17 protein-coding genes and 1 riboswitch are annotated in these 26,205 nt (G+C 44.6%); of the genes, 7 read left to right on the top strand and 10 right to left on the bottom strand.

Annotated elements, in window-relative coordinates; genetic code table 11:
• Positions 1-65: 65 nt before the first annotated feature.
• The 5 genes from fdhF to cmoM all read right to left on the bottom strand — a co-directional run bounded on the left by fdhF (position 66) and on the right by cmoM (position 12,155).
• Positions 66-4,295 carry a formate dehydrogenase subunit alpha gene (gene fdhF, locus AB4623_RS07135; RefSeq protein ID WP_372146052.1) on the bottom strand — a complete coding sequence of 1,410 codons (4,230 nt, stop codon included), beginning with the start codon at positions 4,293-4,295 and terminating at the stop codon, positions 66-68.
• Between the two features lie 367 nt (positions 4,296-4,662).
• Positions 4,663-9,123 (bottom strand): chromosome partition protein MukB, encoded by a 4,461-nt coding sequence (mukB, locus tag AB4623_RS07130; RefSeq protein ID WP_372146050.1) that lies wholly within the window; start codon positions 9,121-9,123, stop codon positions 4,663-4,665.
• Positions 9,120-9,926, bottom strand: coding sequence for a chromosome partition protein MukE (gene mukE / locus AB4623_RS07125; RefSeq protein ID WP_017067527.1), 807 nt, complete (start codon positions 9,924-9,926; stop codon positions 9,120-9,122). Before mukE ends, mukB begins: the two co-directional genes overlap by 4 nt.
• Positions 9,907-11,244 carry a chromosome partition protein MukF gene (gene mukF / locus AB4623_RS07120; protein ID WP_372073341.1) on the bottom strand — a complete coding sequence of 446 codons (1,338 nt, stop codon included), beginning with the start codon at positions 11,242-11,244 and terminating at the stop codon, positions 9,907-9,909. The genes mukE and mukF overlap by 20 nt, the downstream gene beginning before the upstream one ends.
• 125 nt (positions 11,245-11,369) lie before the next feature.
• Positions 11,370-12,155: a tRNA uridine 5-oxyacetic acid(34) methyltransferase CmoM gene (cmoM, locus tag AB4623_RS07115; RefSeq protein WP_108149820.1), complete on the bottom strand. Its 786-nt coding sequence runs from the start codon at positions 12,153-12,155 to the stop codon at positions 11,370-11,372.
• A 115-nt stretch (positions 12,156-12,270) separates the two neighbouring features.
• Between cmoM and elyC the strand changes: the two genes are divergently transcribed.
• Positions 12,271-13,122, top strand: coding sequence for an envelope biogenesis factor ElyC (gene elyC / locus AB4623_RS07110; RefSeq protein WP_372073344.1), 852 nt, complete (start codon positions 12,271-12,273; stop codon positions 13,120-13,122).
• Between the two features lie 164 nt (positions 13,123-13,286).
• On the opposite strand, the gene torR is transcribed toward elyC, so the two are convergent.
• On the bottom strand, positions 13,287-14,000 hold the full coding sequence (torR, locus tag AB4623_RS07105) for a two-component system response regulator TorR (protein ID WP_017067841.1): 714 nt from the start codon (positions 13,998-14,000) through the stop codon (positions 13,287-13,289).
• 285 nt (positions 14,001-14,285) lie between these two features.
• On the opposite strand from torR, the gene torD reads away from it, so the two are divergent.
• The 5 genes from torD (at position 14,286) to AB4623_RS07080 (ending at position 18,425) form a co-directional block, all read left to right on the top strand.
• Positions 14,286-14,933, top strand: a complete 648-nt coding sequence (gene torD / locus AB4623_RS07100) for a molecular chaperone TorD (RefSeq protein ID WP_017062095.1) — start codon at positions 14,286-14,288, stop codon at positions 14,931-14,933.
• A gap of 316 nt (positions 14,934-15,249) precedes the next feature.
• The gene (purR, locus tag AB4623_RS07095) at positions 15,250-16,254 is read left to right on the top strand and encodes an HTH-type transcriptional repressor PurR (protein WP_017062096.1); all 1,005 of its coding nucleotides are present in this window, start codon (positions 15,250-15,252) and stop codon (positions 16,252-16,254) included.
• Positions 16,255-16,424: 170 nt separating this feature from the next.
• Positions 16,425-16,510: riboswitch (cyclic di-GMP riboswitch) on the top strand.
• Between the two features lie 127 nt (positions 16,511-16,637).
• Positions 16,638-17,228, top strand: coding sequence for a TfoX/Sxy family DNA transformation protein (locus tag AB4623_RS07090; RefSeq protein ID WP_019820997.1), 591 nt, complete (start codon positions 16,638-16,640; stop codon positions 17,226-17,228).
• A gap of 134 nt (positions 17,229-17,362) precedes the next feature.
• Positions 17,363-18,043: a TVP38/TMEM64 family protein gene (locus AB4623_RS07085; protein ID WP_017072239.1), complete on the top strand. Its 681-nt coding sequence runs from the start codon at positions 17,363-17,365 to the stop codon at positions 18,041-18,043.
• 64 nt (positions 18,044-18,107) lie between these two features.
• A complete protein-coding gene (locus AB4623_RS07080) occupies positions 18,108-18,425 on the top strand; it encodes a DUF2007 domain-containing protein (RefSeq protein ID WP_017062099.1) in 318 nt (105 codons plus the stop codon).
• A 131-nt stretch (positions 18,426-18,556) separates the two neighbouring features.
• On the opposite strand, the gene AB4623_RS07075 is transcribed toward AB4623_RS07080, so the two are convergent.
• From AB4623_RS07075 to topA, 4 genes are all read right to left on the bottom strand, one after another.
• Entirely contained in the window at positions 18,557-19,354 is a 798-nt protein-coding gene (locus AB4623_RS07075; RefSeq protein WP_372146048.1) for an alpha/beta fold hydrolase, read from the bottom strand.
• A 285-nt stretch (positions 19,355-19,639) separates the two neighbouring features.
• Entirely contained in the window at positions 19,640-21,094 is a 1,455-nt protein-coding gene (glgA, locus tag AB4623_RS07070; RefSeq protein ID WP_371720703.1) for a glycogen synthase GlgA, read from the bottom strand.
• The gene (gene glgC, locus AB4623_RS07065; protein WP_080582251.1) at positions 21,084-22,313 is read right to left on the bottom strand and encodes a glucose-1-phosphate adenylyltransferase; all 1,230 of its coding nucleotides are present in this window, start codon (positions 22,311-22,313) and stop codon (positions 21,084-21,086) included. Before glgC ends, glgA begins: the two co-directional genes overlap by 11 nt.
• 523 nt (positions 22,314-22,836) lie before the next feature.
• The gene (topA, locus tag AB4623_RS07060) at positions 22,837-25,467 is read right to left on the bottom strand and encodes a type I DNA topoisomerase (RefSeq protein ID WP_017062103.1); all 2,631 of its coding nucleotides are present in this window, start codon (positions 25,465-25,467) and stop codon (positions 22,837-22,839) included.
• Positions 25,468-25,906: 439 nt separating this feature from the next.
• Here topA and AB4623_RS07055 point away from each other — a divergent pair, with 439 nt between their 5' ends.
• Entirely contained in the window at positions 25,907-26,152 is a 246-nt protein-coding gene (locus AB4623_RS07055; protein ID WP_017062104.1) for a YciN family protein, read from the top strand.
• Positions 26,153-26,205 lie beyond the last annotated feature (53 nt).

The following is a 26,205-nucleotide window of genomic DNA, read 5'->3' as shown; positions in this document are numbered from 1 at the left end:
AGGCCGCATAACTCTGAGAGTTACGCGGCTTTTTAATGCCAGCCGTCTTCACCGAGCTAATATGATTAAGCCTCTGTTACTTCACTCTCAGGCTCACGAATAGGATCAATACGCACAGCCGCCACCTTAAATTCAGGGATCTTCGCGTGTGGATCAGTCGCTGTGGTAGTCAAACGGTTAACTGGTGATTCAACAAAATGGAATGGAATAAATACCACACCCTTTTGCATTCGTTTAGTCACAAAGGCCGCGATTTCGATTTCACCACGACGTGTTGAGACCTTAAGCATCTGACCATTCGAGATACCTAGCGCTTCAGCATCATGAACACTCACCATGGCACGCGGCCCTGCTAAGTTATCCAACCCTTTTGTTTTACGTGTCATGGTTCCGGTGTGGAACTGTTCTAGAATACGGCCTGTCGTTAATACTAACGGGTATTCCGCATCCGGTAGCTCAGCAGCGTATCTAAACGGAATCGCCTCCATTTGACCACGCCCACGCGTAAATTGGGTCTGGTGCATGATACGTGTGCCATCAGGGTTGTTCTTATTACTTGGCCATTGCACGCCGTTCACCGTAATGTTCTCCCAACGTAAACCACCATACTGTGGCGTGACACGCGCTATCTCATTGGTGATATCAGCAACCGAGTCATATTCCCAATTGCCGCCCATCGCATTAGCCAACATTTGGATAATCACCCAATCTTCTTTCGCTTCACCTGGAGGCAATACCGCCGGGTTAATACGCTGAACACGACGCTCGGTATTAGTAAAATGACCAGACTTCTCAGCAAACGAGCAAGACGGTAGCACAACATCGGCATATTGAGCGGTTTCGGTTAAGAAAATATCTTGAACCACGAGGAAATCTAACGCTTCAAGACCTTCAATCACATGCGCTTGGTTCGGGTCACTCAGCACTGGGTTCTCGCCCATTACGTACAGACCACGAACATCTCGATGACACGCTCCATCAATAATTTCGGTCAACGTTAAGCCTGTTTCAGCCGGTAGGTCAGAAACACCCCACTCCATCGCGAATTTTTGACGAACCATTGGGTTGTACACTTTCTGATAACCCGGAAGGTTATTTGGCAATGCGCCCATGTCACACGCACCCTGAACATTGGATTGACCACGTAATGGGTTGATACCGCCGCCTTCAATTCCGATATTGCCACACAAGAGCTGTAGGTTAGCGATTGATCGAACGTTATCGTGACCAGTGGTATGTTGCGTAATGCCCATCGAGTAGTACACCGCTGTACGCTCTGCAGTACCAATCAATCGCGCCATTGCGAAGATGTCTTCCGCTTTAACGCCAGTTACCAGCTCCACTTTGTCTAGTGAATAACTTGGTGACATTACCTCTTGAAGCAAGGTATCAAAGCCATCCACACGGTCTTCGATATACTCTTGGTCGTACCAACCGTGTTTGATGATTTGCTGCATCACACCATTGATCAACATTACATCAGTACCCGGTCGGTGCGCTAAATAAAGTTCAGCATGGTCAGCAATATCGATTCGTTTTGGATCGGCAACGATCAATCTCGCTCCACCATGTCTCACAGCTTGCTTGATATGCGAGCCAATAATTGGGTGTGCTGACGTGGTGTCGGAGCCAATAATAAAGATCACATCTGAGTGCTTGATGCTTGGAATATCATTGGTCATCGCCCCGCTACCTAGCGAAGCCTCTAAACCAGTAACAGTAGATGCGTGACAAAGGCGCGCACAGTGATCGACGTTATTGGTACCGAGTTCACGACGTATGAATTTTTGGAAGGCATAGTTATCTTCATTGGTGGTTTTCGCCGACGAGAACCCCGCTAAAGCGTTACTGCCAAAGCCTTGCTTAATCGCAGTAAACTTCTCGGCAATAAGCTTAACTGCCTCATCCCAACTTGCAGGTTGCAACCAGCCATCTTTACGAATTAATGGTGTGGTTAAACGCGCATCGCTGCCCACAAAATCGAAGCCAAATCGTCCCTTAACACACAACATGCCTTCATTAACCGGAGAGTCTCCGCCTTCGATATAGCGAATTTTGTTTTTCTGCTCATCGATATGCATGGTTAACTTACAACCCACACCGCAATAAGTGCAGATGGTATCGACTTTCTTGAGTACGTCTGTGTCTCCCTGCTTTCTGTCGCGAGCATCGACCATTGCACCGGTTGGACACGCCTGAATACACGATCCGCATTGAACGCAGTTTGAGTCGCCCATTAAGGTCTTGTCCGCCCCAAAGTTAGGACGACATTCTGGTCTTGATGCAGGTTTGCCATCCGATTGGTTCATGAAGCTTAGAACGCCATGAACATTCTGTTCTCGACACGCTTGGATACACTGGCCACAACTAATACAGCGGTTAGCGTCAAAGATAATGAACTCAGAACTGTCATCGACCGAAAATTTTTGTCTTGTTAACCCGACCTTCGCTTCTTCAGCACGAATCGCCTGCCAACTCTCATTCGAAGCCACATCGATTTTGTATTCAGGATGGGTTTGCGTTGCTTTGTATTCAGTCGAGTAGTCTCGTAGGTCGCAATCTGTATTAGCTTGGCAGCCACACTCTAGACATCTTGCAGCTTCAGCGATTGCATCGGCATTATCAAACCCTGTTTCTACTTCATCGAAGCTTTGTTCACGCTGTTCGGGCGTTAGCTCAGGCATGATCTTGCGCGCCATGCGTTGTATAGATTTGTATTGCTCAGGATCCACCGCTTTGAGCTGTTTGTGCTTTCTTGAGTTAAACGGTTTAGCCGGAATATTTTCCATATCACCATGGAAGAAGCGATCGATCGCTTGTGCAGCAATACGCCCATCCCCAACCGCTTCGACTGCAGTTGCAGGGCCGCGTCGGAAATCACCAATACTGAAAATATTTCCGGTTCCGGTATGCATGGTTTGTGGATCAGCATCTGCGGTATTCCAACGAGTAAGAGGAATATCAATTGCTTCATTGTCCATAAAACTCAGATCAGGCTTTTGTGACACGGCAGCAATAACCGTATCAAACGCTTCAACAAAGAACTCGCCCATTGGTTTAGGGCTGCGACGACCTGAAGCATCAGCCGGACCCAAAGCCATACGCTCTAATCGTATTTCTGATACATGACCATTTTCATCGGCTATGTTTTCTGCAGGGTTGGTTAAGAAGTGGAACTTCACACCCTCATGTTCAGCTTCTTCGATTTCGTAATCTTCTGCTGGCATCTCATCTCGAGTACGACGATAAATCAGCGTAGTATCCGCGCCATCACGAACTGCGGTTCGAGCACAGTCAATCGCTGTATTACCGCCACCGATCACGGCAACCTTTTTACCAGTGACGTACTGCTGATCGGTCACGTAATCTTTCAGATAATCGACACCCAAATAACAACCTCCGAGTTCGCTACCCGGGTAATTCATCTCGACCGCTTGCGATGCACCAACGGCTAAACAAACCGCATCAAAATCGTTACTTAAATCAGACAGTGTAAAATCAACACCGAGTTTTTTACCGCACTCAACCACCATTCCGTTGCGACACATCAACTCGATTTCTTTATCTAGAATCGACTTAGGTAAGCGATATTCAGGGATACCGTAACGCAGCCAACCACCCGCTTGCGGCATCGACTCATAGACACTGACATCATAGCCTTCGTTAGATAGGTAATAACCCGCCGTAAGCCCACCGGGGCCACTACCAACAATAGCAATGCTCTTGCCTTTATTTGGTTTCTTCGCTGGCATGTAGCTCTCTTGAGCCGCTAGATCCGCATCGGCAGCGTGTCGTTTGAGTTGGCGAATCGCAATGGATTCATCGACCAAGTTACGACGACATTCGGTTTCACAGAAAGCAGGACACACACGACCAATTGAAAGCGGCATTGGCAATGTCTTTTTGATCACTTCAATCGCTTTAATGTGATCATTTTGAGCAATATGGTGCAGGTAAGATTGGATGTCGACCCCAGCAGGACAGGCTGTTTGGCATGGCGCCTCACAGTCAGCGTAGTGATCGGTCATGATGCGATTCAACGCTTCTTGTCGATGATTCGTTAACTGTTTTGACTGAGTGGTAATATTCAGCCCATTAGACACTTCAAGCTCACAAGAGCGAGTAACACCAACGCCATCAACTTCCACAACACACAAATCACACGGCACTTTATCCGCTGTTTTATTCAAACCACATAAAGATGGGATTTCCAAACCACATGTTTTTGCCGCTTCAAGAACGGTTTGTCCTTGCTCGACGATTCGATATTTCCCATCAATAACGATTTGAATCATACCTAAGTCCTACCTTTACCTTTCGCACACGCGAGTTATCAACAATTAAAATTTAAGTAATACAATATTATTAATATTATTAAATCTATGTCATTACCATACATTATTTGTGGTTTTGTGCGTGTGACCTCAAACAAGTTCCATTGATAATAACCATAATGTATGAGTGGTCTTATCAGTGTCGACGAAAGGATTAAGCGGGAGGGGTTCTGCTGTAGAAGTAAGAAGTAAGAAATTAGATTCAAGGTACAAAAAAGCCCCTAATGATTAGGGGCTTTGAACAAATATCATTGAGTCGCTTTCGAGCTTATAGCTAAGCTATCAAGGTTATTGCTCGGCTATCAAGATTATAATTCGGCTATCAAAGTTATTGCTCAGTTTCTTCGATAAGCTCTTGCACCGGAGATGCTGGTTTGTTTTGAGCAAAACCGCGCAGGCCAACAACATGTACGTGCTCGTGATCTTTAAAGACCTTACGAACCAGTTTGTAGGTTGTGCCTTTCTCAGGGCTAATGTTCTCTGGTGCTGCAATCAAAAGTTGCATACCTAAACGGTCACACAGTTCGAACAAGGTAGAGATAGATTTCGCATCCAGACGAGCTGCTTCATCAAGGAACAACAAACGACATGGAACGATGTCTTTGCTACGAAGTCGACGAGACTCTTCTTCCCAGCTCTGAACAACCATCAGTAGGATAGACTGACCCGTACCGATCGCTTCACCCGTAGACAGTGCGCCCGATTCCGCTTGTAACCAACCGTCTGAACCACGGTTAACTTCAACACTTAATTCTAGGTAGTTGCGGTAATCCAGTAGCTCTTCACCTAGAACTTGTGGAGAACGTTGACCCATATCGATATGTGGGTTAACACGTTGGAACAACTTCGCCATCGCTTCTGAGAAGGTAAAGCGTGTTGATTCAAACAAGTCTTTGTGTTGCTCTTGCTGAGTCGCTAGCCCTGATAGCAAGATCTCGTGGCTTTCACGAATCTTAACGTTCAGACGTACGCCCTTAACCTGACCAAAGTAGATGTTCGACAGCCCTTGGTTCAGCATTCGAATACGGTTCTGCTCGCGCTGAATCGTTTTCTTGATGATGCTTGCTACCGACTCAGAGCTGATCGCCAAGCGGTTTTCACGCTGCGTCAGTTCTTCTGTTAATCGAGCGAGCTCAACTTCCATCTCTTCGATTGCTTCAACCGGATCATCCGTATGAATGATGTCTTGGCGAATACGCTCGCGAAGGTGTTGATAAACCGCAATGTAGAACAGAACCTTACGCTCTGGATGTGCGTTGTCTTCAGATAGACGCAGCGAATCACGTAGGTCGTCATTGTCAGCTACAGCTAGACGTAAAGCACCCAGTGATTTATCCGACATAGAACGAAGCTCGCCCGCCGTTAGGTAAGCCAGTTCACGCTTATGAAGACGACGTTCAACATCATTTTCACGAGCTAAGCGAAGTACTGAACACCAGCCTGCTTTTGCTGCAACAACGAAAGTACGAAGCTCTGTGTACTCTTTCTGAACTTTCTTAAGACGCTTAGCCAAGGCTTTCATCTCAAGTTCTGTTGACGTAATCGTTCGCTCGTATTCGCTCTTACGGCTGCGAGATGTGTGCAGACGTTCTTGAAGTTCATCACGACGACGTACAGCACGCTCTTCAGCGCCTTCGTCAGCGTTTACGCCGAACTCTTGTAGCTCTTGTTTGAACTCTTGAACCGTCTCTTGCTTCGCTTGATGTGAGCTCTTCAGTGCCGCCAATACTTGGTTGTATTGGTTCATCTGTTCGCGAGCTTGCTTCAAGCCATCACGGCCTTTGGTTCTTGCTTGCTCTGCTTGAACCAATTTCGCTTTTAATTGCTCGCTCAGTTCACTGCTCTTGTTTAGCAAATCAACAGAGTCCGCGTAAGCAAAGTAGTGACGACGCTCAATCAAATCAGACAGCGCGAACACTTTGCCTTTTAGGGTTTGTAGTGCGTAATCGGCTTGACGATATTCGGCTTCCAAGGCTTCGAACTGCTCTGGGTCAGCATCTAGTGCAGATACGATTTGCTCTAGAGAAGTAAGCGCTTTGCCATGACTATTCAAGTAAGACTTAGCTTCACTTAAACGCTCTAGTTGTGCTTCTAATTCAGCTAAGCGCTCAGCCAATGTTTCGTCTTCAAGAATACGAACCATTGGCGCTAATTTATCTAATGCACCAAGTGCCTGCTTGCTTTGTAGAAGCTGGCTACGTTGCTGCTGCTCTTTAGAGTTAAGCTCAGCCAGAGAACGAACAATTTGATTGCGCTTATCACGAATCGCAGTAAGTGCTTGTTCTGGGTCTGCGTTAAACGCAACGTGTAGGTGCTTCGCAACAAAGCTGTTGAATGCTTGGTATAAGCGATTCAGTTTTTGAGAGTCAAACGCTGCTTTCGCGTGGTTCTCAACCACAACATCACGCTCTTCGCGCAATTTCTCTAGGCGCTGTTCACGAGCCGCACGGCCAAACAGTGGGATCTCAGGGAAACGAGAGTAACGCATTTGGCGATCGTTCAGCTGAACACACACCGCGCCTTCAAGCTCATCGGCATTAAACGAGCTGTCATCAAACGCGTCTACATCGCCTTCTAGGATGTAAAGGTCTTCTGGACAATCATCAAGATCCACCAGCTTCTCTTTAATACCATCAAGATCCGAAACCACAATCGCGTGACGAGCTGGGCCGTACATCGCACTAAAGTACGGCGCATCACCAATCGTGATGTCATCGTAGATCTCAGAAAGCAGCACGCCACCCAGCGTATCCGCCAGGCCTTTCAGGCGAGGATCGTTAGAACCACCTGGCGAAGCTAAACGCTCAATCTCTTGCTCAAGTTCAGCTCGGCGCGTTGCCAACTGATCTTTTGCTACCGCTTGAGATTTCTCATCTTCAAGTACTTGCTGCATTTGAGTCATTACCGCTTGGCTATCTTCTAGCTCAGCGTCTGTTTGATCTCTTAAAGCTTCAAGTGCATCGTTTGCCGTGATCCACGCAGGAGCAATTGACTCAAGTTTTTGAATCTCTTGGTCGTGGTTTTGTTGTATACGACGTTGCTCGCTCTTCGCTTCACGCAGCTCTTCTTGAGCGTACTCAAGGGACTCGATCTGCATAGCATGACGTTCACGTTCTTCATCGAAAACCGCTTCATCAGTCAGTGAGATGTTGTGCTGTTTTTGGTATTCAGTCGCAAGCTCTTTTGCTTGACGCTGCTGAGCCACATCACGAGCCATGTCGCGGTGCTGAGCGCGCCACTGCTGTTCGTTCTCAACAACGTGTTTTGCGTTACGACCTTTTTCTAAAGCTTGCTTAGCGCTGCTAGACGCTTCTTTGCGCTCCACGTCACCAACGATGCTCTTAACTAAAGACAGTGCTTTGTCGAACTGTGCTGAAGCTGCAGAAGACATATCTAGCTTGTGCTTAGTAGCCAGTAGCGCTTGAGTGCTTGATTCTTCTTGTGCTTTTAGCTCAGAAACAAGAGTTAATGCACTTTCTGCCGTAATCGATTCATCACCAAGCAACTGCTTAGTTTTCTCTAATGCTTGAACCGCTTGCTGGTACTGAAGTGCACGAGTCTGCTGAACATCCAACGCTTGTTGGTAATCAGCAAGCTGAGTTTTCAGGCTATCCACTTCTTCTTCAGTGATGGTTGCCTGCTCTTCAGCAAGAAGTACTCGCTCTTGAGCTTCTTCCACTACCATCATCTGCTCTTCTAGACGCTCATTAAGCTCTTCTAGATCTTCGCTATAGCGAGCAATCTTCTCTTGCTGGCGAAGTGCAGTTTGAACCAATTGAAGATGATCCGAAGCCGCTTGATAATCTTGCTCTAGTGCCGACTCTTGATCGACCAACAGCTCTAATTCTTCTTGAACACGGTTCAACAAGTTGTTTTGATCATGCAAGGTTTCACGCGAACCAAACAGTTCACCACGGAACTTCATGGTTTGATCAAGCTTGTTACGACGGTCGTTGGCATGGCGCATGTAATCTGCTGCCACGTAGTTCGTCGATTCAGTGATCAAGTGTTTGAACAGGTCACGGTCCGACTGAGTTGTCTTGATCGCTTCTAGCGTCATGCGGTTCTCACGCAGTGCTGATTCCATGTCTTGGAATGCTTTCTTCACACCACCGTTTTGCGGTAGAAGATAATCGCGCAGAGAACGCGTAATCGCACTAGAAATACCGCCGTAAAGCGATGCTTCGATCAAACGGTAGAACTTAGAGCGGTCGCTGCTGTTACGCAGTTTCTTAGGTACCACACCGTATTCAAACATTTGCGAGTGGTAATCAACAATCGAAGAGAAGGCTTTAAAATGAGCGCCTTCGTATTGCGCAACCGCCGCTTTCACATCATTCAACTGACATACGCGAGCGTGGCTGTCTGAAACATTCTGAATCAACACATCCGTTGGTTTCACATGGCTTGGAAGGCCTTGGATTACGAACGGTTTGATGTCTACTTTCTTGTCACGACCGGCAACTTGCTGCAGTTTTACTGCAAACAATAGGCGTTGATTACGAGAGTTCACAACATCTAGTGCAGCATAACATGCGCCAGGTTGAAGCTTACCGTAAAGGCCTTTATCACGAGATGACTGTGAGCTACCCGCTTCCGTTGTGTTACGGAAATGCAGAAGGCTTTGGTCAGGGATCAGTGCTGTGATGAATGCCGCCATTGTGGTCGACTTACCCGCACCGTTACCGCCAGAAAGCGTTGTAACCAATCCATCAATATCAAAAGTACGCGCAAAGAAGCCGTTCCAGTTGACCATGGTTAATGATTGATACTTACCTCTTTCAATCATGCTTCACCTTCTACTTTTGTTTGTTCGCCAGCATTTGACTCAAGGTCAAAGTCAGCTTGATCGTTAAAAATGTCTTGTTGACCGTTTTCGTCTACGTCTGCATCTACTTCTGATGTGGCTTCCGCTTGTTCTTCATTCAACAAGCTACCTTGGTTAGGCTCTTGGGTATGCACCACAGCTTCACCATCACGGATAAGACGTAACTGCGCTTCTTTCATATCATCGCCAACACGAACGTCAGCGCCAAAACGGAATACCGCTTCGCTGATACGGAACTTGCCGGTTTCACCAATCGCAATCAACATACCGATACGGCGTAAGCGACGTAGAGAAGTACGTACTTTTTCGAACAGCTTTTCTTTATCTAGGTCAGAACCAGACGCACGGTTGGTTGCTAGCTTCATGAGTTTTTTCTCATCCGCTAACGACATCAACTCATCAAACAGTTCTTGGTTGGTGAAGATACCTTCATGAGCAAGACGTTCTGGGCTTAGGTATAAGAAACACAACACCTTTCCAACCAACATGTCGAGCTCAGACAACACACTACGACCAATCAGAGACGTAGAACGCGGACGCAGGTAATAGAAACCTTCCGGCGCTTTTACCAATTCCGTATTGTAGCGTTGATAGAAATGCTGAAGCTCAACTTCAAAATCAGACAGCAACGCGTGGTTATCTAGGTCTTCTGTTGAAACATGCTTGCCTGAACGCAGCATGCTATCTAGCGCAGGGAACAGTGGGTTCGCTATCGCTTTTACCAGTTTCTCTGGCATGTAATCATCAGTACTTGTTAATGACATTTGCTTGTACCTTTGCACCGAAATCGTTGATTGCCTGCCAATCTGGCTGAATAGCCTGATAGTCAGACTCTGAGTAACCTAAGCGTACGGCTTGGTCGACAACAATTCTGGCTAAATCAAAATGGTGTGTGCGAGGGTGTGCAGCGAGGTAATCGCGTAACACAAGGCCAAGATCAATTGGCGCGCCTTGCTGTTTGTGAGCTTTTAACATCTCTGCAATTCGATCTGAAAGCAGGTCATTCACTTGCTCAAATTCTTCGTACTCTACGTCGATTGGTGCTTGTCCCATCACTTCGTCATCACGAAGCATAAGCGCTTCATCACGAAGATCCGTCAGCTTCTCTGCATCGGCGTAAGTCAAAAGCCAAGGCGCATCAAAGTAGTCGGTAACCGACTGACGCAAGCGCTGGCTAAAGGCGCGGTTTTTATCCATATCAATCGCGGTACGGATGAACTTGTGAACATGGCGGTCGTAGCCGATCCATAAATCGATGGCTTGTTGGCCCCAACTGGTGATTCGGTCTAGCTTCATCTGCAAGCCGAACAGGGTTTCGCCAACGAACTCGAGTTCATCGTCACCGTAAACAATTTCTTGAATATCGAGGATCTGTGTTTGCAGTTCATCCCCCGCCGCTTGCAAGGTGTCTTGCAATTCTTTTAGTGTGGACGAGGTTTCTGAAAGCAAGGTTTCACAGTTGTTAATCGCCTCTCGCCAATCCTTGTTTAAAAGGTCGGCAATTTGCTGTTTAACGGTTTGCTGCTGCTCATCCATAACACGTTGGTTAAGATCAATCTGATCGAAAATTTCACCAACAGAATACTTGAGCACGCCGTAAACATTCTTTCTCCAATGTCCTGGAGTTCCGCCTTTTTGTGCTGCTTCAATGGCTTTTGCCATCTCGTCCGCAACCATAGAAAGCTGGATAGACAGTTTTAACTTAGAGAACTGACGGTGGCGTAAGTAATAATCTGAAATACCAATCGCCAATGGTGATAAGCGATAAATACTCGCACCATCGGTGATTTCGCTGGTAAAGCGGCTAATCAACTTCTGTTTAACTAACTCGTTGATGGCATTGTTGGCACGAAACGCGGACGCTTCGCCAGTATCTTCAAACAGTCGAGTGACGATGGTAAATGCATCGTGCAGTTCACCCTCGCCCAACTCTTCATCGAACCTTTCATTGCTTAGTACTGCGATAGCAATCAAAAATGCTAAGCGCTCTGGTGGCAAGTTTAATGAAAAATCATGCTGCTTGACCCAGCCCACCAACTCATCAATTGGCTGCTCTTCGGCAGTTTGAGTCATTTCACTCATTGTGGTTCCTGTTACTGTTCTTCGTCATATCGAATGTATTAGATATGACGCCTATTTCTTTATGACGCGGGCTTCTTACGATTGCATAGCGCATGTTGTGGCTTCTTTTACCACATTCACCGCTGTTATTGCGCAGGTTTTTGAGCCCAAACGTGAATATAACGGCCTAGTGACAGATATGGCTCTTGGCGACATAGCTGTTTTTCCAGTTCCAATACATCTTCAAATTGGTAATCTCCCATGTACTCCATATTACCTATGTAGTCACTGAAAGAGCGAATGCCTGATTTACCACAGATTTCTAGACCAGCGTCTTCTATCCATTGATAAACCTCTTCCGGCTTCAAGCCTTTTTGTGGTTGCAGCTTAAACCGTTTTCGATGTGGCATCCCATTCAATACATGAGGAATGTTGCCACAAATCACATTTTTCAGGACTAATCCGTGGTGGTTGTAAAACATTATCGAGGCGACGCCACCCGGTTTAACTTGTTCAAGCAATAAATCAAGTGCCTCTTTAGGATCGGCTAACCATTCCATTACGGCATGAAACATCACAAAATCGACTTTCTCATCGAGATGTTCTGCGACTTTTTGTACTGGTGAATGAATGAATCGATATTGCTCTAGCAAACCCGCTCCGCTGATACTTTCTTCTGCGAGCTTCAACATTTCAGAAGAGAGGTCACAAAGAGAAACGTTATGCCCAAGCGCGGCAATTTTTTGCGACATCTGCGCAAGTCCGCCTCCAGCATCAAGCACATGCAGCGGCGAAGCTGATTGCTCAAACTTGCTCAAAGCTTGTTCTAAATCTTCCCATACGATGATCTGACGGATCTCTCCTTTGTCAGAGCCGTAAATGTTTTTTGCAAATTTGTGGGCAATATCGTCGAAATTACGGTCTTCAGTCACGGCTACTTGAGTTATTATGTCCTATCGTGCCTGCTATTCTGTCACAGGAATTTCAGGAATAAAGAGGCGATGTCTCTTTTTACTACTAAGTGATGTTTTTTCGGACTATTCGGATATGTTTGAGCTGAAAAAAGTAGTGTCTTCGCTATTGATGCCACTGCCAGCAATGTTAATTCTCGCTTTTCTGGGTTTAGCCCTAGTGATGTTTACTACCAAAAGGAAGACTGGTTGCCTAATCACCCTCTCAGCCCTATGTGGTATTTTCCTAATCGCTTTCCAGCCAGTTTCTAGTCAACTTTTAATGCCAATGGAAAGGCAACACACCGCATTTTTACCTGTCGATGAAACCGTCGATTACGTGATGGTTCTTGGAAGTGGTCACGTCGTAGACGACCAAATTCCACCGACATCAGAACTTAGCCGCACCGGCCTGATGCGTTTAAGTGAAGGGATTCGTATTCTACGCCTCTACCCTGGTGCAAAACTCATTTTGTCTGGCTATGGCGCAGGCACTGAAGTAAGTAACGCAAGAATGATGGCTAAAGTGGCTTTAGCACTTGGCGTAGCAAAGCCCGACATCATTCTGCTTGAAACCGCAAAAGACACTTGGGAAGAAGCCCGCCAAGCCGCTGCGTTCGTTAAGAATAAAAGAATGGTGTTGGTGACTTCAGCGAGCCATATGACTCGCGCACTGAACGAATTCAATTCAGCTGGCATGAAACCACTACCTGCACCAACCAACTACCTTGCACAAGAAGGTATTGTTGAGCCGTGGGAAAAGTACATGCCGAAAGCGCTATACCTTGAGCAGACTGAGCGTTACTGGCACGAAACCATGGGATTGGTTTGGCAAAGCCTGCGTGATTGGCTAGATACAAGCAATGACATTGTTGAAGAGCCTGTTATTCCAGAAGCTTCCAGCTTAATTGAAGATGACGGTGACGTTTCTGCGGCCCAGCCTCAGTAACCCTATTGAATCTTTAAACTCATATGAGCAGACGAGTCGCCAAATATTTATAGATTTTCTGGTCGTTAACAATAAAAGCTAAGTAATAAAAAAGCCGAGACATCAATGATGTCTCGGCTTTTTACGTTTAAATGTCGTTGTTGATTAATCACTCCCGAAGGAAATCAATCACCAGCGAACATGTAACCTTCACCGTGAACCGTCACAAAGATTTGTGGGTTCTTAGGGTCGAATTCCATTTTAGCACGCATGCGACGAATCAATACGTCGATAGTACGGTCATTAGGCGCGTCCACTCGGTGGCTAATCATATTCAAAATACGTTCGCGGCTTAATACTTGATTAGGGTAAGAAGACAAAGCCACTAGCAGTTCGTATTCTGCTTTGGTCAGTTTCACTGGTTCGCCGTTCTTGCTTAACGCACGACGAGGGATATCAAATGTCCACTCACCAAAACGAACCACAGACTCATCTGATGTTTCTTCTACAGCGCCCGCTGCTGTTTTACGAGCAGCAGAGATACGCCAAAGTAGGTTTTTAACTCGAACTAATAACTCGCGAAGTTCGAAGGGTTTAGTAACGTAATCGTCAGCGCCCATTTCAAGGCCTACGATCTTGTCGATGCTATCCGTGCGTCCAGTAACTAAAATAATTCCAATGTCTGATTGACTGCGTAATTCGCGAGTTAGCATCAATCCATCTTCGCCTGGTAAGTTGATGTCCAGCATAATGAGGTCAACGTTGTTTTCTTCTAACACGTTTCTCATTTGAGCGCCGCTTTCTGCTTCGCTCACTGTGTAACCCTCGTTCTGGAAGTATCCAACCAGTTTACTGCGGGTTACCACATCATCTTCTACGACTAATACGTGATAGCTCATCTACACCACTTTTCTTATTTAATAGTTTCAGTGACTATTCTATTCATAACTAGTAACAATTCTAGTGGTACAGAAGATAAAAGCCAGAAACATGGATTTTTTTTGATACAAGACAATCTTAAACCTTGCTATTTATCGTCCATCGCAATTCAATATAGGCATTACTACTAACGAGTAACTTTGCGTTTCGCAAATAACCTTGTTATTCAGCCTTGGTGTGCTTATGCCCAAGTGACTTCAAGATGCATATAAGCAACATCACAAGACTAAGTCAGGATCTAACAAATGAAAGATACGAAAGCGTTCAACGAGCAAAGAGCAGAAATATACTGGTGGCTATCAAGCTTATTTGCCAAAGAGCTCACTCAAGAAGAACTCGATCACTACCACTCTGTTGAAATTCGTTCTTTCCTAACTGGTTTAGGCGAAAATGAGACACTAAAGCCAGCGATTGATAAGTTAGTGGATGCGCTGAACCGCCTACAAACTCGTGAAGATGCTCAGCTAGAACTGTCTGCAGACTTTTGCGATCTTTTCTTAAAGACAGATAAGCACGGCGCTCTTCCTTACGCTTCAATGTATATCGGCGAAACTGGCCTTTTGAATGATAAGCCAGCAAAAGATATGGAAGAGATCATGGCTAAGCACAACTTAGTTGTGAACCAAGATCTAAAAGAGCCAGCAGACCACATTGCTATCGAACTCGATTTCCTTGGTAACTTGATCATTCGTTCAAACGAAACGAATATTGAAGAAGAACTAGAGAATTCATTTGCCGCTCAACAGCAGTTTATCGAACAACAACTGCTGACTTGGTTACCAAAGTTCAACGTGAAATGTCATGACGTTGATGAATTCGGTTTCTACGCCTCCGTCTCATCGTTGCTACTCGCATTCTGTCAATTAGACACTCAATATTTAGCTGGTGAATAGCTTATTGGATGACTCGTTAAATAAATTCAGAAGAATGTGACAATTCACCCGGATTTCCGGGTGAATTTTATTGCGAGTAATTTCTAGTCAGTCTAAAATTGTGACCGCAAACGATAAAATATGAAACATTCACGAAATGCTATGCTTATTATAGTTTTGAGCATTTCGGTGTTAAGACAAGCCGCTCAATAGCGGTTTTTTGTTTTTTAGCACTTTTAGTACCCAAAGAGCCCTACAAATTTAAGCTCTTAGTTAGGTAGCTTAACGGCTACTTTATTCCGTACTTTGGGAAAGTAGCTTCTAATAGGATAAAACCATGGCCACTATAAAAGATGTCGCTCGCTTAGCCGGCGTATCAACAACAACCGTTTCTCACGTAATCAATAAAACTCGCTTTGTTGCAGAAGCAACGCAAGAAAAAGTAAACAAAGCCGTAGATGAACTGAACTATGCACCAAGTGCTGTTGCTCGTAGCTTGAAGTGTAATACAACACGCACCATCGGCATGCTAGTGACTCAATCAACTAATCTATTCTTCTCTGAAGTTATCGATGGTGTTGAGAGCTACTGCTACCGTCAAGGTTACACTTTGATCCTGTGTAATACGGGCGGCATCTATGAGAAGCAACGTGACTACATTCGAATGCTTGCAGAGAAACGTGTAGATGGCATCTTAGTTATGTGTTCTGACCTAACTGAAGAACTAAGAGAGATGTTAGACCGTCACGCTGACATCCCTAAAGTTATCATGGACTGGGGCCCTGAGAGCTCTCAGGCTGATAAGATCATCGATAACTCAGAAGAAGGTGGCTACCTAGCGACCAAATACCTTATTGAACGCGGTCACTCTAAGATTGCATGTTTAAGTGGCCACTTAGACAAAGCAGCATGTGTTGAACGTATTGCCGGTTACAAGCGCGCACTGAACGAAGCAAAGATTTCTGCTGATGAAAATATGATCATCGAAGGCAACTTTGAGTGTGATACGGCTGTTCTTGCTGCAGAACAAATCGTTGAGATGGAAGATCGTCCAACGGCGGTATTCTGCTTTAACGACACAATGGCACTCGGCTTAATGAGCCGACTGCAAGAAAAAGGCATCCGCATTCCTGAAGATATCTCAGTGATCGGTTACGACAACATCGAACTCGCTGAATACTTCTCTCCGCCGTTAACGACAGTTCACCAACCAAAACGTCGTGTTGGTAAGAATGCATTCGAAATTCTATTGGAGCGCATCAAAGACAAAGACCACGAAAAACGCGTCTTCGAAATGCACCCTGAAATTGTTGAACGAAGTACAGTTAAGACGTTAAATTAATTGATAATTCGAGTTTAATTTCATCAAGCGCACCTTTAGGTGCGCTTTTTTTATCAGCAACTATAATGAACCCTTATGCATAAATGAAAGATCATTAATTGAAGCAGTATCACATTTTGAAATATCAAGTGTGAGCTTCATTCAACAAAAACTTTATTCTATTCAATCAGTCACGCACAGGGCAAACCACTCGAAAGAGTGAGACGCAAAGCTTCCGGCCTAAACCACTCGTTGGTATGGTAGCGGGGTTACCGATGGCAAAATGCAGTAACTACTAATAATTTAGTAATTTACGGCTTATTGACAATTTAATTGCAACATTTTGCTAATCTCTCGGACCTGCTTATTTGGTGGCGTAGTTCAAATACACCGAGATAAATAACATGGATAAACCGATACTAAAGGACTCGATGAAGTTATTTGAGTCCCTAGGAAAAATAAAATCACGCTCAATGTTTGGTGGCTTCGGTCTTTTTGCTGATGACACTATGTTTGCTCTGGTTGTAAATGACCAGTTGCACATACGCGCAGACAAAGGCACAACTAAACAATTCGAACAACAAGGGTTTCAACCGTACGTCTACAAAAAACGTGGTTTCCCTGTCGTTACTAAATATTTCGCTTTACCTGAAGGCCTCTGGCAAGACCAAGAGAAAATCTTGCAGCTTGCAACCACGTCTCTAGGTTTTGCTAAAGAAGAAAAAGCTGAGCAGTCTTCTGCTAAGCCGACCCGACTCAAAGATCTGCCTAATCTTCGACTCGCTACCGAGCGTATGTTGAAAAAGGCAGGGATCGATTCTGTAGAACGTTTATATGAATCTGGCTCTGTAAACGCATTTAACGCCATCAAAGAATCGCATGCGTCTTCTGTCAGTATTGAACTACTTTGGGCGCTAGAAGGCGCGATTAATGGTACACATTGGTCTGTTATACCGCAGCAGCGTCGCGAAGAGCTTATCAATCGCGTCAATTAACATTGTCAGTGCAATCTATATACATAACTAAGCCGCATTTACTGCGGCTTTTTTTATATCTGGTGAAAGTTAATCTATGCTTTGCCTGTCTATCTATACTATCGGTATGCATTGAAAATTTAGAGGAAGTATCAATGAGTAAGAAAATGATATTGGGTATTGTGTTGGTCGTAACCATCGTCTTGTTAGGCATCAATTTCGGCCAGTACTTAACGCTTGAAAATGCTAAGGCCCAACAAGCTGTGTTAAATGACTACATTGACAGCAACTTTATTGCGGCTGCCGCTATCTATTTTGTCGCGTATGTCATGATTACGGCTTTCTCCATTCCTGGTGCCGCTGTTGTAACCTTATTAGGGGCCGCGCTATTTGGCTTCTGGAACAGCTTGCTACTGGTATCTTTCGCAAGTGCGATCGGTGCGACCTTAGCTTTCTTAAGTAGCCGTTACCTGTTGCGTGACTGGATTCAAACCAAGTTTGGTGACAAATTGGCGACGATTAACAAGGGGGTTGAAAAAGACGGCGCATTTTACCTGTTTTCTCTGCGTCTGATTCCTGTATTCCCATTTTTCCTTATCAACCTATTGATGGGTCTAACACCGATGTCAGTGAGTCGTTACTACATTACGAGTCAAATCGGGATGTTACCGGGGACGGCGGTTTTCTTGAATGCTGGTACTCAGCTCGCAGAAATTGATTCACTTTCGGGCATCGTCTCCCCTTCAGTACTATTGTCATTTGCGTTATTGGGTATATTCCCAATAGTGGCTAAATGGTTGATGGGGAAGTTTCGCTCAGCACCCGTAGCTGAATAACGTATATAGCTGAATAATTTATAATAGCTAAATAACACAGATAGCCGAATAAGGTTCTATTTCAATGAAAATCTTCAGTGCATCGAATCCGACAGAAGCTCATATCATCTGTGGATTGTTAGAAAGCGAGAATATTGCCTGTGAAGTCCGTGGTGAGGGGTTGTTCGGATTAAAGGGGGAAATCCCATTCACTGAAGAAACTGACCCTTACGTATGGTTATATGAGCCAGAATTGGCCAGTAAAGCTCGCATGCTCGTCAATGACTACCAAAAGCAGCAAGATTCGATCATCTATGAAGAGTGGCGTTGTGGTGAGTGTCATGAAGTCAACGAAGCGCAATTCGGCTCTTGCTGGCAGTGCGGTGCTGCCTCACCTGAATAGCAGGGTTTCAGTGACCTGATAGAACGATTCGGTCAGATACCTCCTCCAATTAAAAACGGGAAGCTAAAGTTAGCTTCCCGTTTTTATTTCAATTCGATTAACTCATCATCTTTGATTTCACGCCTAGAAAATCACTGAATTTGTTTTTGAATAAACGCAATCGAACGCTGATTAAACTCTTCAGGGTTTTCCACGTTACACACGTGTCCACAATTCGGGATTTCTACTAGCTCACTCGATTCATGCGCTGCAACCATTTCTTTTACAGGCTTAATAAACATGTAGTCACGTTCACCCATCAAATAAAGAGTCGGTATTGGTAGCTCTCTATCTTTAAAATATTTCATCAAGGGGTTTACATCAGCCGTTAAGATAAACCAGCGTTTAAATTCTTTCTGGCACAGTTTTTTGGCTTCGCGGATAAAAAGGTGACGAGACTCTTTTTGGCTTTTTTGTGGCATCACAACATAAGCAAAAAGGCTGTATAACCACATGTAAGGAATGATGTGCTTGCTGAGGTTACCAAACTTGATTAACACTTGAGAGCGAGTGTTTAGCTTGGTGACAGCGCCACCCAGTACCATTGAACGTACACGGCCAGCCGCCAGTTCGGCAACGTTACGCACAATAATCGTGCCCAAAGACATGCCAACAAAATGTGCAGAACGGATCTTAAGATGGTCTAACACTTTAAGAATATCAAGCGTCACCGATTTGAACGTATAACGATTCGAAATCAGCCCTTTAAGTATATTGTCTGATTTACCGTGCCCTCTCAGATCAATGAGAAGTAAGTTGAAATGCTGTTTATACGCTTTGATCTGCTTGAACCAGATGGAGGAACTGCCTCCTGCGCCATGCACAAATACAACCCACTCATCGCTCGTAGGGTGAGTAAATGTTTTATGAAATAGTAAACTCTCAGACATACCTATCGCTTTAATTATTGGAATGGAGCTATGCCTCATCACGAGGCGATGACTAAGGATACCACGCTATTAAGAACTTTAAGTGATAATAGTGTCAAACCTATCATTAGTCATGTGAATACCTACCTCACCTTTTCTACCTGACTAAAATGAGTTTGCAAGCTTTGTCTTCGTAAACGTGATGTGCTCTGACCAGGAAACCAAAAGGCACTCTACAATTAGAGCGCCTTCATTTAGTACGAGCGGCAGTTGCTCGCCAGCTAACTTTAAAGCTAAGTCAACAAGTTAAAATGCTGAATGATACATAGCTAGGTATTCTTTAGCCGCATCTTCCCAACTAAAATCTTGCTGCATCGCATAAAGCTGAGCACGCTTAATTTCAGATGGGTTTTGTGCATAAAGCAGTAATGAACGATGTAACACAGCCAATAACGCCTGCGGTGTTGGCTCTTCAAAAGCAAACCCAGTCGCGACTTCAGGATCTTCATCGTAATCATTCACGCTGTCTTTTAAACCTCCCACAGAACGAACAATCGGCAAAGTACCGTAAGCCATGCTGTAGATTTGGTTTAAGCCACACGGTTCAAATTCCGAAGGCATCAAGAAGAAATCAGAGCCTGCTTCAACCAAGTGCGCAAGTTCATTATTGTACGCTTCTACGAACGAGAACTTATCTGAGTGAAGCGCTGATAGCTCTTTCAATTGACTCGCCAAAACCGGATCGCCAGTACCGACAATCACGATCTGAAGATCATTTTTCAAAAACTGTTCGATGATAGGCAGTAAGTAATGAACACCTTTTTGATTCGTCAAGCGACAAACCATGCCATAAACCGCGCAATCGGCAACGGGTAAACCTACATCTTGTTGCAGTTTTTGCTTACAAGCTGATTTTCCGCGAGCCATGCTGTGCTTGGTCGCTTTGTATTTACGAGGAAGGAAAGCATCAGTTTCCGGATTCCAAGCCCCATAATCACACCCATTCAAAATGCCGAACAGATCAGCAGATCTGTGTTGGAATTCTGCAGCCATACCGTGGCTACCTAATTCCGTTTTCAACTCTTCTGCATAGGTAGGACTTACTGCGTTCACTTTATCCGCACACATCACTCCAGCTCTTAGCATAGTGACATGAGTGTCACTCACTGAAGCTTCAGGCGCATGGTAACGGTGCATCTCTGGCAGGAATTGAAGTTCATCGTAGGCGAACACACCTTTGAAAACCGCATTGTGAATCGAAATAACACTGCGCGTATTTTCAAAGAAATCGTGTTGTTGATAACGCGATTTAAGCAAGAAAGGAACGAAACCAGTATGCCAGTCATTTGCATGAATGATATCCGGTTGGAAACCAAGCTTAGGAAGCATATCAAGACAGGCTGCACTAAAGAACGAGAAGCGCTCTCCGTTATCAGCATAAGCTTGATTGTTTTCTGCGTACATTTCCGGGCGGTCGAAATACTTGGCACATTCAATACCAAAAACTGGAACGCCTTCTACGCTCAGTTTTTTAACTTGATAAGCCGTATGAGGCCAATGATCGAGTTCAGTCGATAAAATAACTTCTGCTGAATCAATGTTTGGAATGTTTCTATATGCGGGGATAGTCACTCGAACGTCCTGTTCGAGTGTTTGCAACGCTTTCGGCAGTGCCTTGGCTACATCAGCCAAGCCACCACTTTTAATCAAGCCTTCAACTTCAGACGCTACAAAAAGTACCGAGAGAGTCTTAGTAACCAACTCGTGCTCCTTTAGAAATCACTACGACACCATCGTCAGATACGTGGTAATGCTTTTTGTCTTCTGTCAGATTTACACCAATCTGTGTACCCGGTGCGATATCTGCGTCTTTATCAATGATAACGCGGCGCAAGATACAACCCTCACCCACTTTTACATCACCGAGTAAGATGCTTTCGCTAATATCACACGCTGATGCGATATTGCTGCGGAAGCCCAGTACACTCTTTTCAATACGCGAACCACGTACATAACTACCGCTACACACAAGGCTATCAATGATCTGAATTCGACCATTTGCCGAATCAGTAAACGTAGCTGGTGGTAGTGGCGGGTAATAAGTGTGTAGAGGCCATTTACGGTTGTATAGCGAGAATGGCGCATCTTTCTTAAGAAGGTCCATGTGCGCTTGCCAGTACGCGTCAATCGTACCTACATCGCGCCAGTAAACTTCTTCTTTCTCACCAGTAATACGGTTGGTGCTGAAATCATAAACAAACACGTCACCACGTGGGAACATGTTTGGAATAATATCTTTGCCGAAATCGTGTGTCGAACCTTCTCTATCAGCATCTTCCGTTAGTTCAGCAAAAAGCTCTTTCGCTTCGAACACGTAGTTGCCCATTGAAACGAGCGCTGATTCTGGATCGCCCGGGATCGACTTCGGATTTGCAGGTTTCTCTTCAAAGCCAATCATACGGCCGTCAGCATCAACCTCAATAACACCGAATTCTGATGCTTCAGCAAGCGGCATGCGCAATGCTGATACTGTTAGAGCCGCTTTCTTCTCTTTATGGAAATCAAGCATCTGTTTGATGTCCATCTTATAAATATGGTCTGAACCAAAAATACATACTTGATCAGGTTCTTCCAACTCCATAAAGCCCATGTTTTGGTAGATAGCATCTGCTGTGCCTTCATACCAACGCTTTCCTTTACGCATTTGCGCAGGAATTGGGTCGATAAAACGGTCTGTTATACCACTGATATTCCAGCCTTTTTTCATATGATGGAACAGTGACTGTGACTTAAATTGTGTTAATACGTAGATCTTCATTAGATCAGCATTAACGAAGTTGTTCAAAGCGAAATCAATTAAGCGGTAACTACCACCGAAAGGAACCGAGGGTTTGCTGCGAGATTCAGTTAAAGGTCTTAAGCGAGAGCCTTCACCACCAGCAAGAATCATTCCCAATACACCAGCCATTTTATTCTCCATATATCTATAGCTTGTCGATGTTAGTACTCGTAGAGGTATCTTCCTCTGGGGGATGAGCACCAACACTTATTTCGGTATTTAGCGAATATCCATTCACATACAGTGACAATATCCTAAGCCAAACGTTGTTATGTGTGCACTATTCTTTGCACTTGGTTTTATATACGTTATCGACTTTTCGGCCGAATTCAATTTTTAATACGCCATTCTGTGGTACGTAAGCTGATTGCTTTCCTAAGACTTAAAGCAGCTCACACTACACCGTCCAGACGAAACATTACATTAACACCCGACACACATCAGGTATACAACTAAACGCTGATCTGTGAGTTACAATATTTTAATTAAGTTACATTTTCGTTAAAGTTGCATAAGAAGATATGATTAATTGCCGCCATTAATTTCGCGGTGTGAATTTAATAAATCCCCACCGACGAAACACCAGGTCAACAAGTTGCATATTTAGTCATATTGAGATCAAAAAAAGCAGCCATTAGGCTGCTTTTTCATCAATAACGTTCAGTTATTTCTCTTTAGGCTTTTTACGCTTATCCGTAACTTCCCACTTACCGTCGATGTACAACGCAGTCCAACCGGACGGTTTTCCATCTACTTCAGTACGCACGTAGTTTTCTTTGGTCTTACGACTAAAACGAACCACTGTCGGCTTACCATCAGGGTCAGCAACTGGCGCTGATGCTAGGTATTGGAACTTAGGTGAGATACGGTCTTTAAAACGAACCAGCTCTTCCACTAATGGTGCACGTGTTTCACGTGATTTAGGGAAGTTGCTCGCAGCCATAAATAGACCAGAAGCACCATCACGAAGAACAAAGTACGCGTCTGAATTTTCACACGGAAGTTCAGGGAAATGCACCGGGTCTTCTTTTGGTGGCGCAACTTCGCCATTTTTCAGAATCTTACGAGTGTTCTTACAATCTTCACTCGTACAGTCCATGTATTTACCAAAACGACCGTTCTTCAGAACCATGTCAGAACCACACTTGTCACACTCAACAAGTGGACCATCGTAGCCTTTCACTTTAAATTCGCCGTGCTCAACCACATAACCTTCACAGTTCGGGTTGTTACCACATACGTGCATCTTACGCTTATCATCGATTAGATAGGCATCCATTGCCGTTTCACAAATAGGACAACGCTTTTTAGCTCGAAGTGCTGCTGTTTCAACGTCTTCTTCAAGCACGTTGATAATGCCTTCTTCATCACCAAGGTTGATTGTTGTCTTACAACGCTCTTTTGGTGGAAGTGCATAGCCAGAACAACCAAGGAATACGCCTGTCGAAGCAGTACGAATACCCATTTTACGGCTACAAGTCGGACACTCAATATCGGTTTCCACGATATGATTTGGCTTCATGCCACCAGCGTCTTCGTCTAAGTCTGCTTTTTCCAAATCGCCAGTAAAGTCTTCGAAGAAGTTATCTAGCACGCCTTTCCAGCTTGCTTCGCCTTCTGCGATTTGGTCCAACTTCTGCTCCATACGAGCAGTGAAGTCGTAGTTCATTAGGTCATTGAAGCTGCCATCTAGACGGTCAGTAACAATTTCACCCATCTTCTCAGCATAGAAACGACGCTGTTCAACTTTTACATAACCGCGATCTTGAATCGTTGAGATGATTGATGCGTATGTTGAAGGACGACCAATACCACGCTTCTCAAGCTCTTTAACTAGCGCCGCTTCAGTGAAACGAGCCGGTGGCTTAGTGAAGTGCTGTTTAGGGTCTAGCGCAATCAGATCAAGCTTATCGCCGATCTGTACTGCTGGAAGGATCGTATCTTCGTTCTTGCCCATTGGACGCTGAACACGAGTCCAACCATCAAATTTAAGGATACGACCTTTCGCTTTCAACGTGTACTCATCTGCTTTAACGCTTACTGTCGTTGAATCGTATTGAGCTGGCGTCATTTGACACGCTACGAATTGATTCCAAATTAGCGAGTAAAGCTTGTGTGCGTCTGCGTCTACGCCGTTTAGATCTTCCGACTTAACATCTACACTTGAAGGACGAATCGCTTCGTGGGCCTCTTGAGCGCCCTCTTTGCTGCCGTATACAAGTGCTTTAGGTGGAAGGTATTGCGCGCCGTACTCAGAACCAATGTATTCACGAGCGGCTTCTACAGCTTCTGAGCTCAAGTTAGTTGAGTCAGTACGCATATAAGTGATGTAACCCGCTTCATACAGGCGTTGAGCCAGCATCATGGTTTTCTTTACGCCATAACCAAGACGCGTACTCGCCGCTTGTTGCAGCGTCGACGTGATGTAAGGTGCAGACGGCTTACTCTTTGTTGGGCGGTCTTCACGTTTACATACTTCGTATTGCGCTTTTTCTAAAACGCTAACAGCAGCTTGTGTTTGCGCTTCATTTTCAGGTTTAAACGCAACACCGTCTTTCTGTGCAACTTGCAGTCTAAAGTCGGTTTTCTCTGCTGTTTTAGTATCAGCATGCACATCCCAGAACTCTTCAGGGATAAAGGCGTTGATCTCGCGCTCACGCTCTACCAGTAGTTTTACCGCTACTGATTGAACACGGCCAGCGGACAGGCCTCGTGCTACTTTTTTCCAAAGCAGAGGTGACACCATAAAGCCAACAACACGGTCCATAAAACGTCGTGCTTGTTGTGCGTTTACGCCATCAATATTTAGCTCACCTGGCGTTTCGAAAGCTTGTTGAATAGCATTCTTGGTGATTTCGTTAAAAACCACTCGCTTGTATCGCGTTTCATCGCCGCCGATGATCTCACGAAGGTGCCATGCGATAGCTTCTCCTTCGCGGTCCAAATCGGTTGCGAGATAAACATGGTCTGCGTTCTCAGCCAGTTTTTGCAATTCAGCGACGACTTTCTCTTTACCAGGTAGGATTTGATAGTTCGCTTCCCACTCTTTATATGGGTTGATACCCATCTTTTTGATAAGAGCTTTGCGATCTTTTTCTTTTTTGATACGAGCTTTGTCTTCTGGGCTCATACCCTTGGTTGAAACTGCAGCAGCCTTTTGACCAGTACTTTGACCTGCCGTTGGTAAATCACGTACGTGACCTACACTCGACTTAACGACAAAGTCTTTACCAAGATATTTATTGATAGTTTTAGCCTTGGCTGGCGACTCCACTATAACGAGCGATTTACCCATATTGACTCTAACGTCCTTAATCACGATGCTTCAGCACCAACAATTTAGCTTGTGGGCTTTTACGCATGATATTCTAAATTCATTGCTTCTTTTTTTACTATTGTGCGAGATTACTAGAAGATCAACCGCTTTTTTCAAAATTGGATCTGATCGCTCGACAATTCGACGACTCATAGATAAAAGGGTCACAATATAAAGAAGCTATAAAGTACTCACTAAGAATACTTGCAAGAGCCTATTCATCAGGCATTACGTCTAAACGGGCTCATACTAAGCTTGTCCGCGAATCTAACGCGAGCCCCATTCAATTATTTTTGCCGTAAATCACAAAATAAATTGTGGATGTTTGAAAAGACTCTCTTAATCGGTTGTGAAATCATTGAATTTCTAGTTCGACACCATAAACTCAACGTTATATTCAGTTATCAGAGATAAACTCATGACAAAGAAAGTAATAGCAGAATTTGATTTACTGCTTATCGCAAACCAAATTATCCAATCACATGATGACTACATTGAAGGCATGCGCGCAAACAGCGTAGTAGAAAAAGACGATGTACTCGTCTTCAAAGGTGAATACTTCTTAGACAGCAATGGAATGCCGACCGAGAATACAACCGCGGTATTTAACATGTTTAAATACTTAGCGCACCACCTTTCGAAAGAATTTACAATTCAGCAATAATTAAAAAGCTTGCCACTTAGGCAAGCTTTTTTGTTCCTAAACCTTTACATACT

Source organism: Vibrio sp. 10N.222.52.C12, assembly GCF_041474215.1.
GTDB classification, from domain to species: Bacteria; Pseudomonadota; Gammaproteobacteria; order Enterobacterales; family Vibrionaceae; genus Vibrio; species Vibrio crassostreae_C.
This window is presented reverse-complemented; position numbering and strand designations above follow the sequence as displayed.

What these genes read in the sequence shown, in the direction of transcription:
- fdhF (WP_372146052.1), bottom strand. Translation starts at nt 4,295, where the DNA reads ATGATTCAAATCGTTATTGATGGGAAATATCGAATCGTCGAGCAAGGA.
- mukB (WP_372146050.1), bottom strand. Translation starts at nt 9,123, where the DNA reads ATGATTGAAAGAGGTAAGTATCAATCATTAACCATGGTCAACTGGAAC.
- mukE (WP_017067527.1), bottom strand. Translation starts at nt 9,926, where the DNA reads ATGTCATTAACAAGTACTGATGATTACATGCCAGAGAAACTGGTAAAA.
- mukF (WP_372073341.1), bottom strand. Translation starts at nt 11,244, where the DNA reads ATGAGTGAAATGACTCAAACTGCCGAAGAGCAGCCAATTGATGAGTTG.
- elyC (WP_372073344.1), top strand. Translation starts at nt 12,271, where the DNA reads ATGTTTGAGCTGAAAAAAGTAGTGTCTTCGCTATTGATGCCACTGCCA.
- torR (WP_017067841.1), bottom strand. Translation starts at nt 14,000, where the DNA reads ATGAGCTATCACGTATTAGTCGTAGAAGATGATGTGGTAACCCGCAGT.
- torD (WP_017062095.1), top strand. Translation starts at nt 14,286, where the DNA reads ATGAAAGATACGAAAGCGTTCAACGAGCAAAGAGCAGAAATATACTGG.
- purR (WP_017062096.1), top strand. Translation starts at nt 15,250, where the DNA reads ATGGCCACTATAAAAGATGTCGCTCGCTTAGCCGGCGTATCAACAACA.
- AB4623_RS07090 (WP_019820997.1), top strand. Translation starts at nt 16,638, where the DNA reads ATGGATAAACCGATACTAAAGGACTCGATGAAGTTATTTGAGTCCCTA.
- AB4623_RS07085 (WP_017072239.1), top strand. Translation starts at nt 17,363, where the DNA reads ATGAGTAAGAAAATGATATTGGGTATTGTGTTGGTCGTAACCATCGTC.
- AB4623_RS07080 (WP_017062099.1), top strand. Translation starts at nt 18,108, where the DNA reads ATGAAAATCTTCAGTGCATCGAATCCGACAGAAGCTCATATCATCTGT.
- AB4623_RS07075 (WP_372146048.1), bottom strand. Translation starts at nt 19,354, where the DNA reads ATGTCTGAGAGTTTACTATTTCATAAAACATTTACTCACCCTACGAGC.
- glgC (WP_080582251.1), bottom strand. Translation starts at nt 22,313, where the DNA reads ATGGAGAATAAAATGGCTGGTGTATTGGGAATGATTCTTGCTGGTGGT.
- topA (WP_017062103.1), bottom strand. Translation starts at nt 25,467, where the DNA reads ATGGGTAAATCGCTCGTTATAGTGGAGTCGCCAGCCAAGGCTAAAACT.
- AB4623_RS07055 (WP_017062104.1), top strand. Translation starts at nt 25,907, where the DNA reads ATGACAAAGAAAGTAATAGCAGAATTTGATTTACTGCTTATCGCAAAC.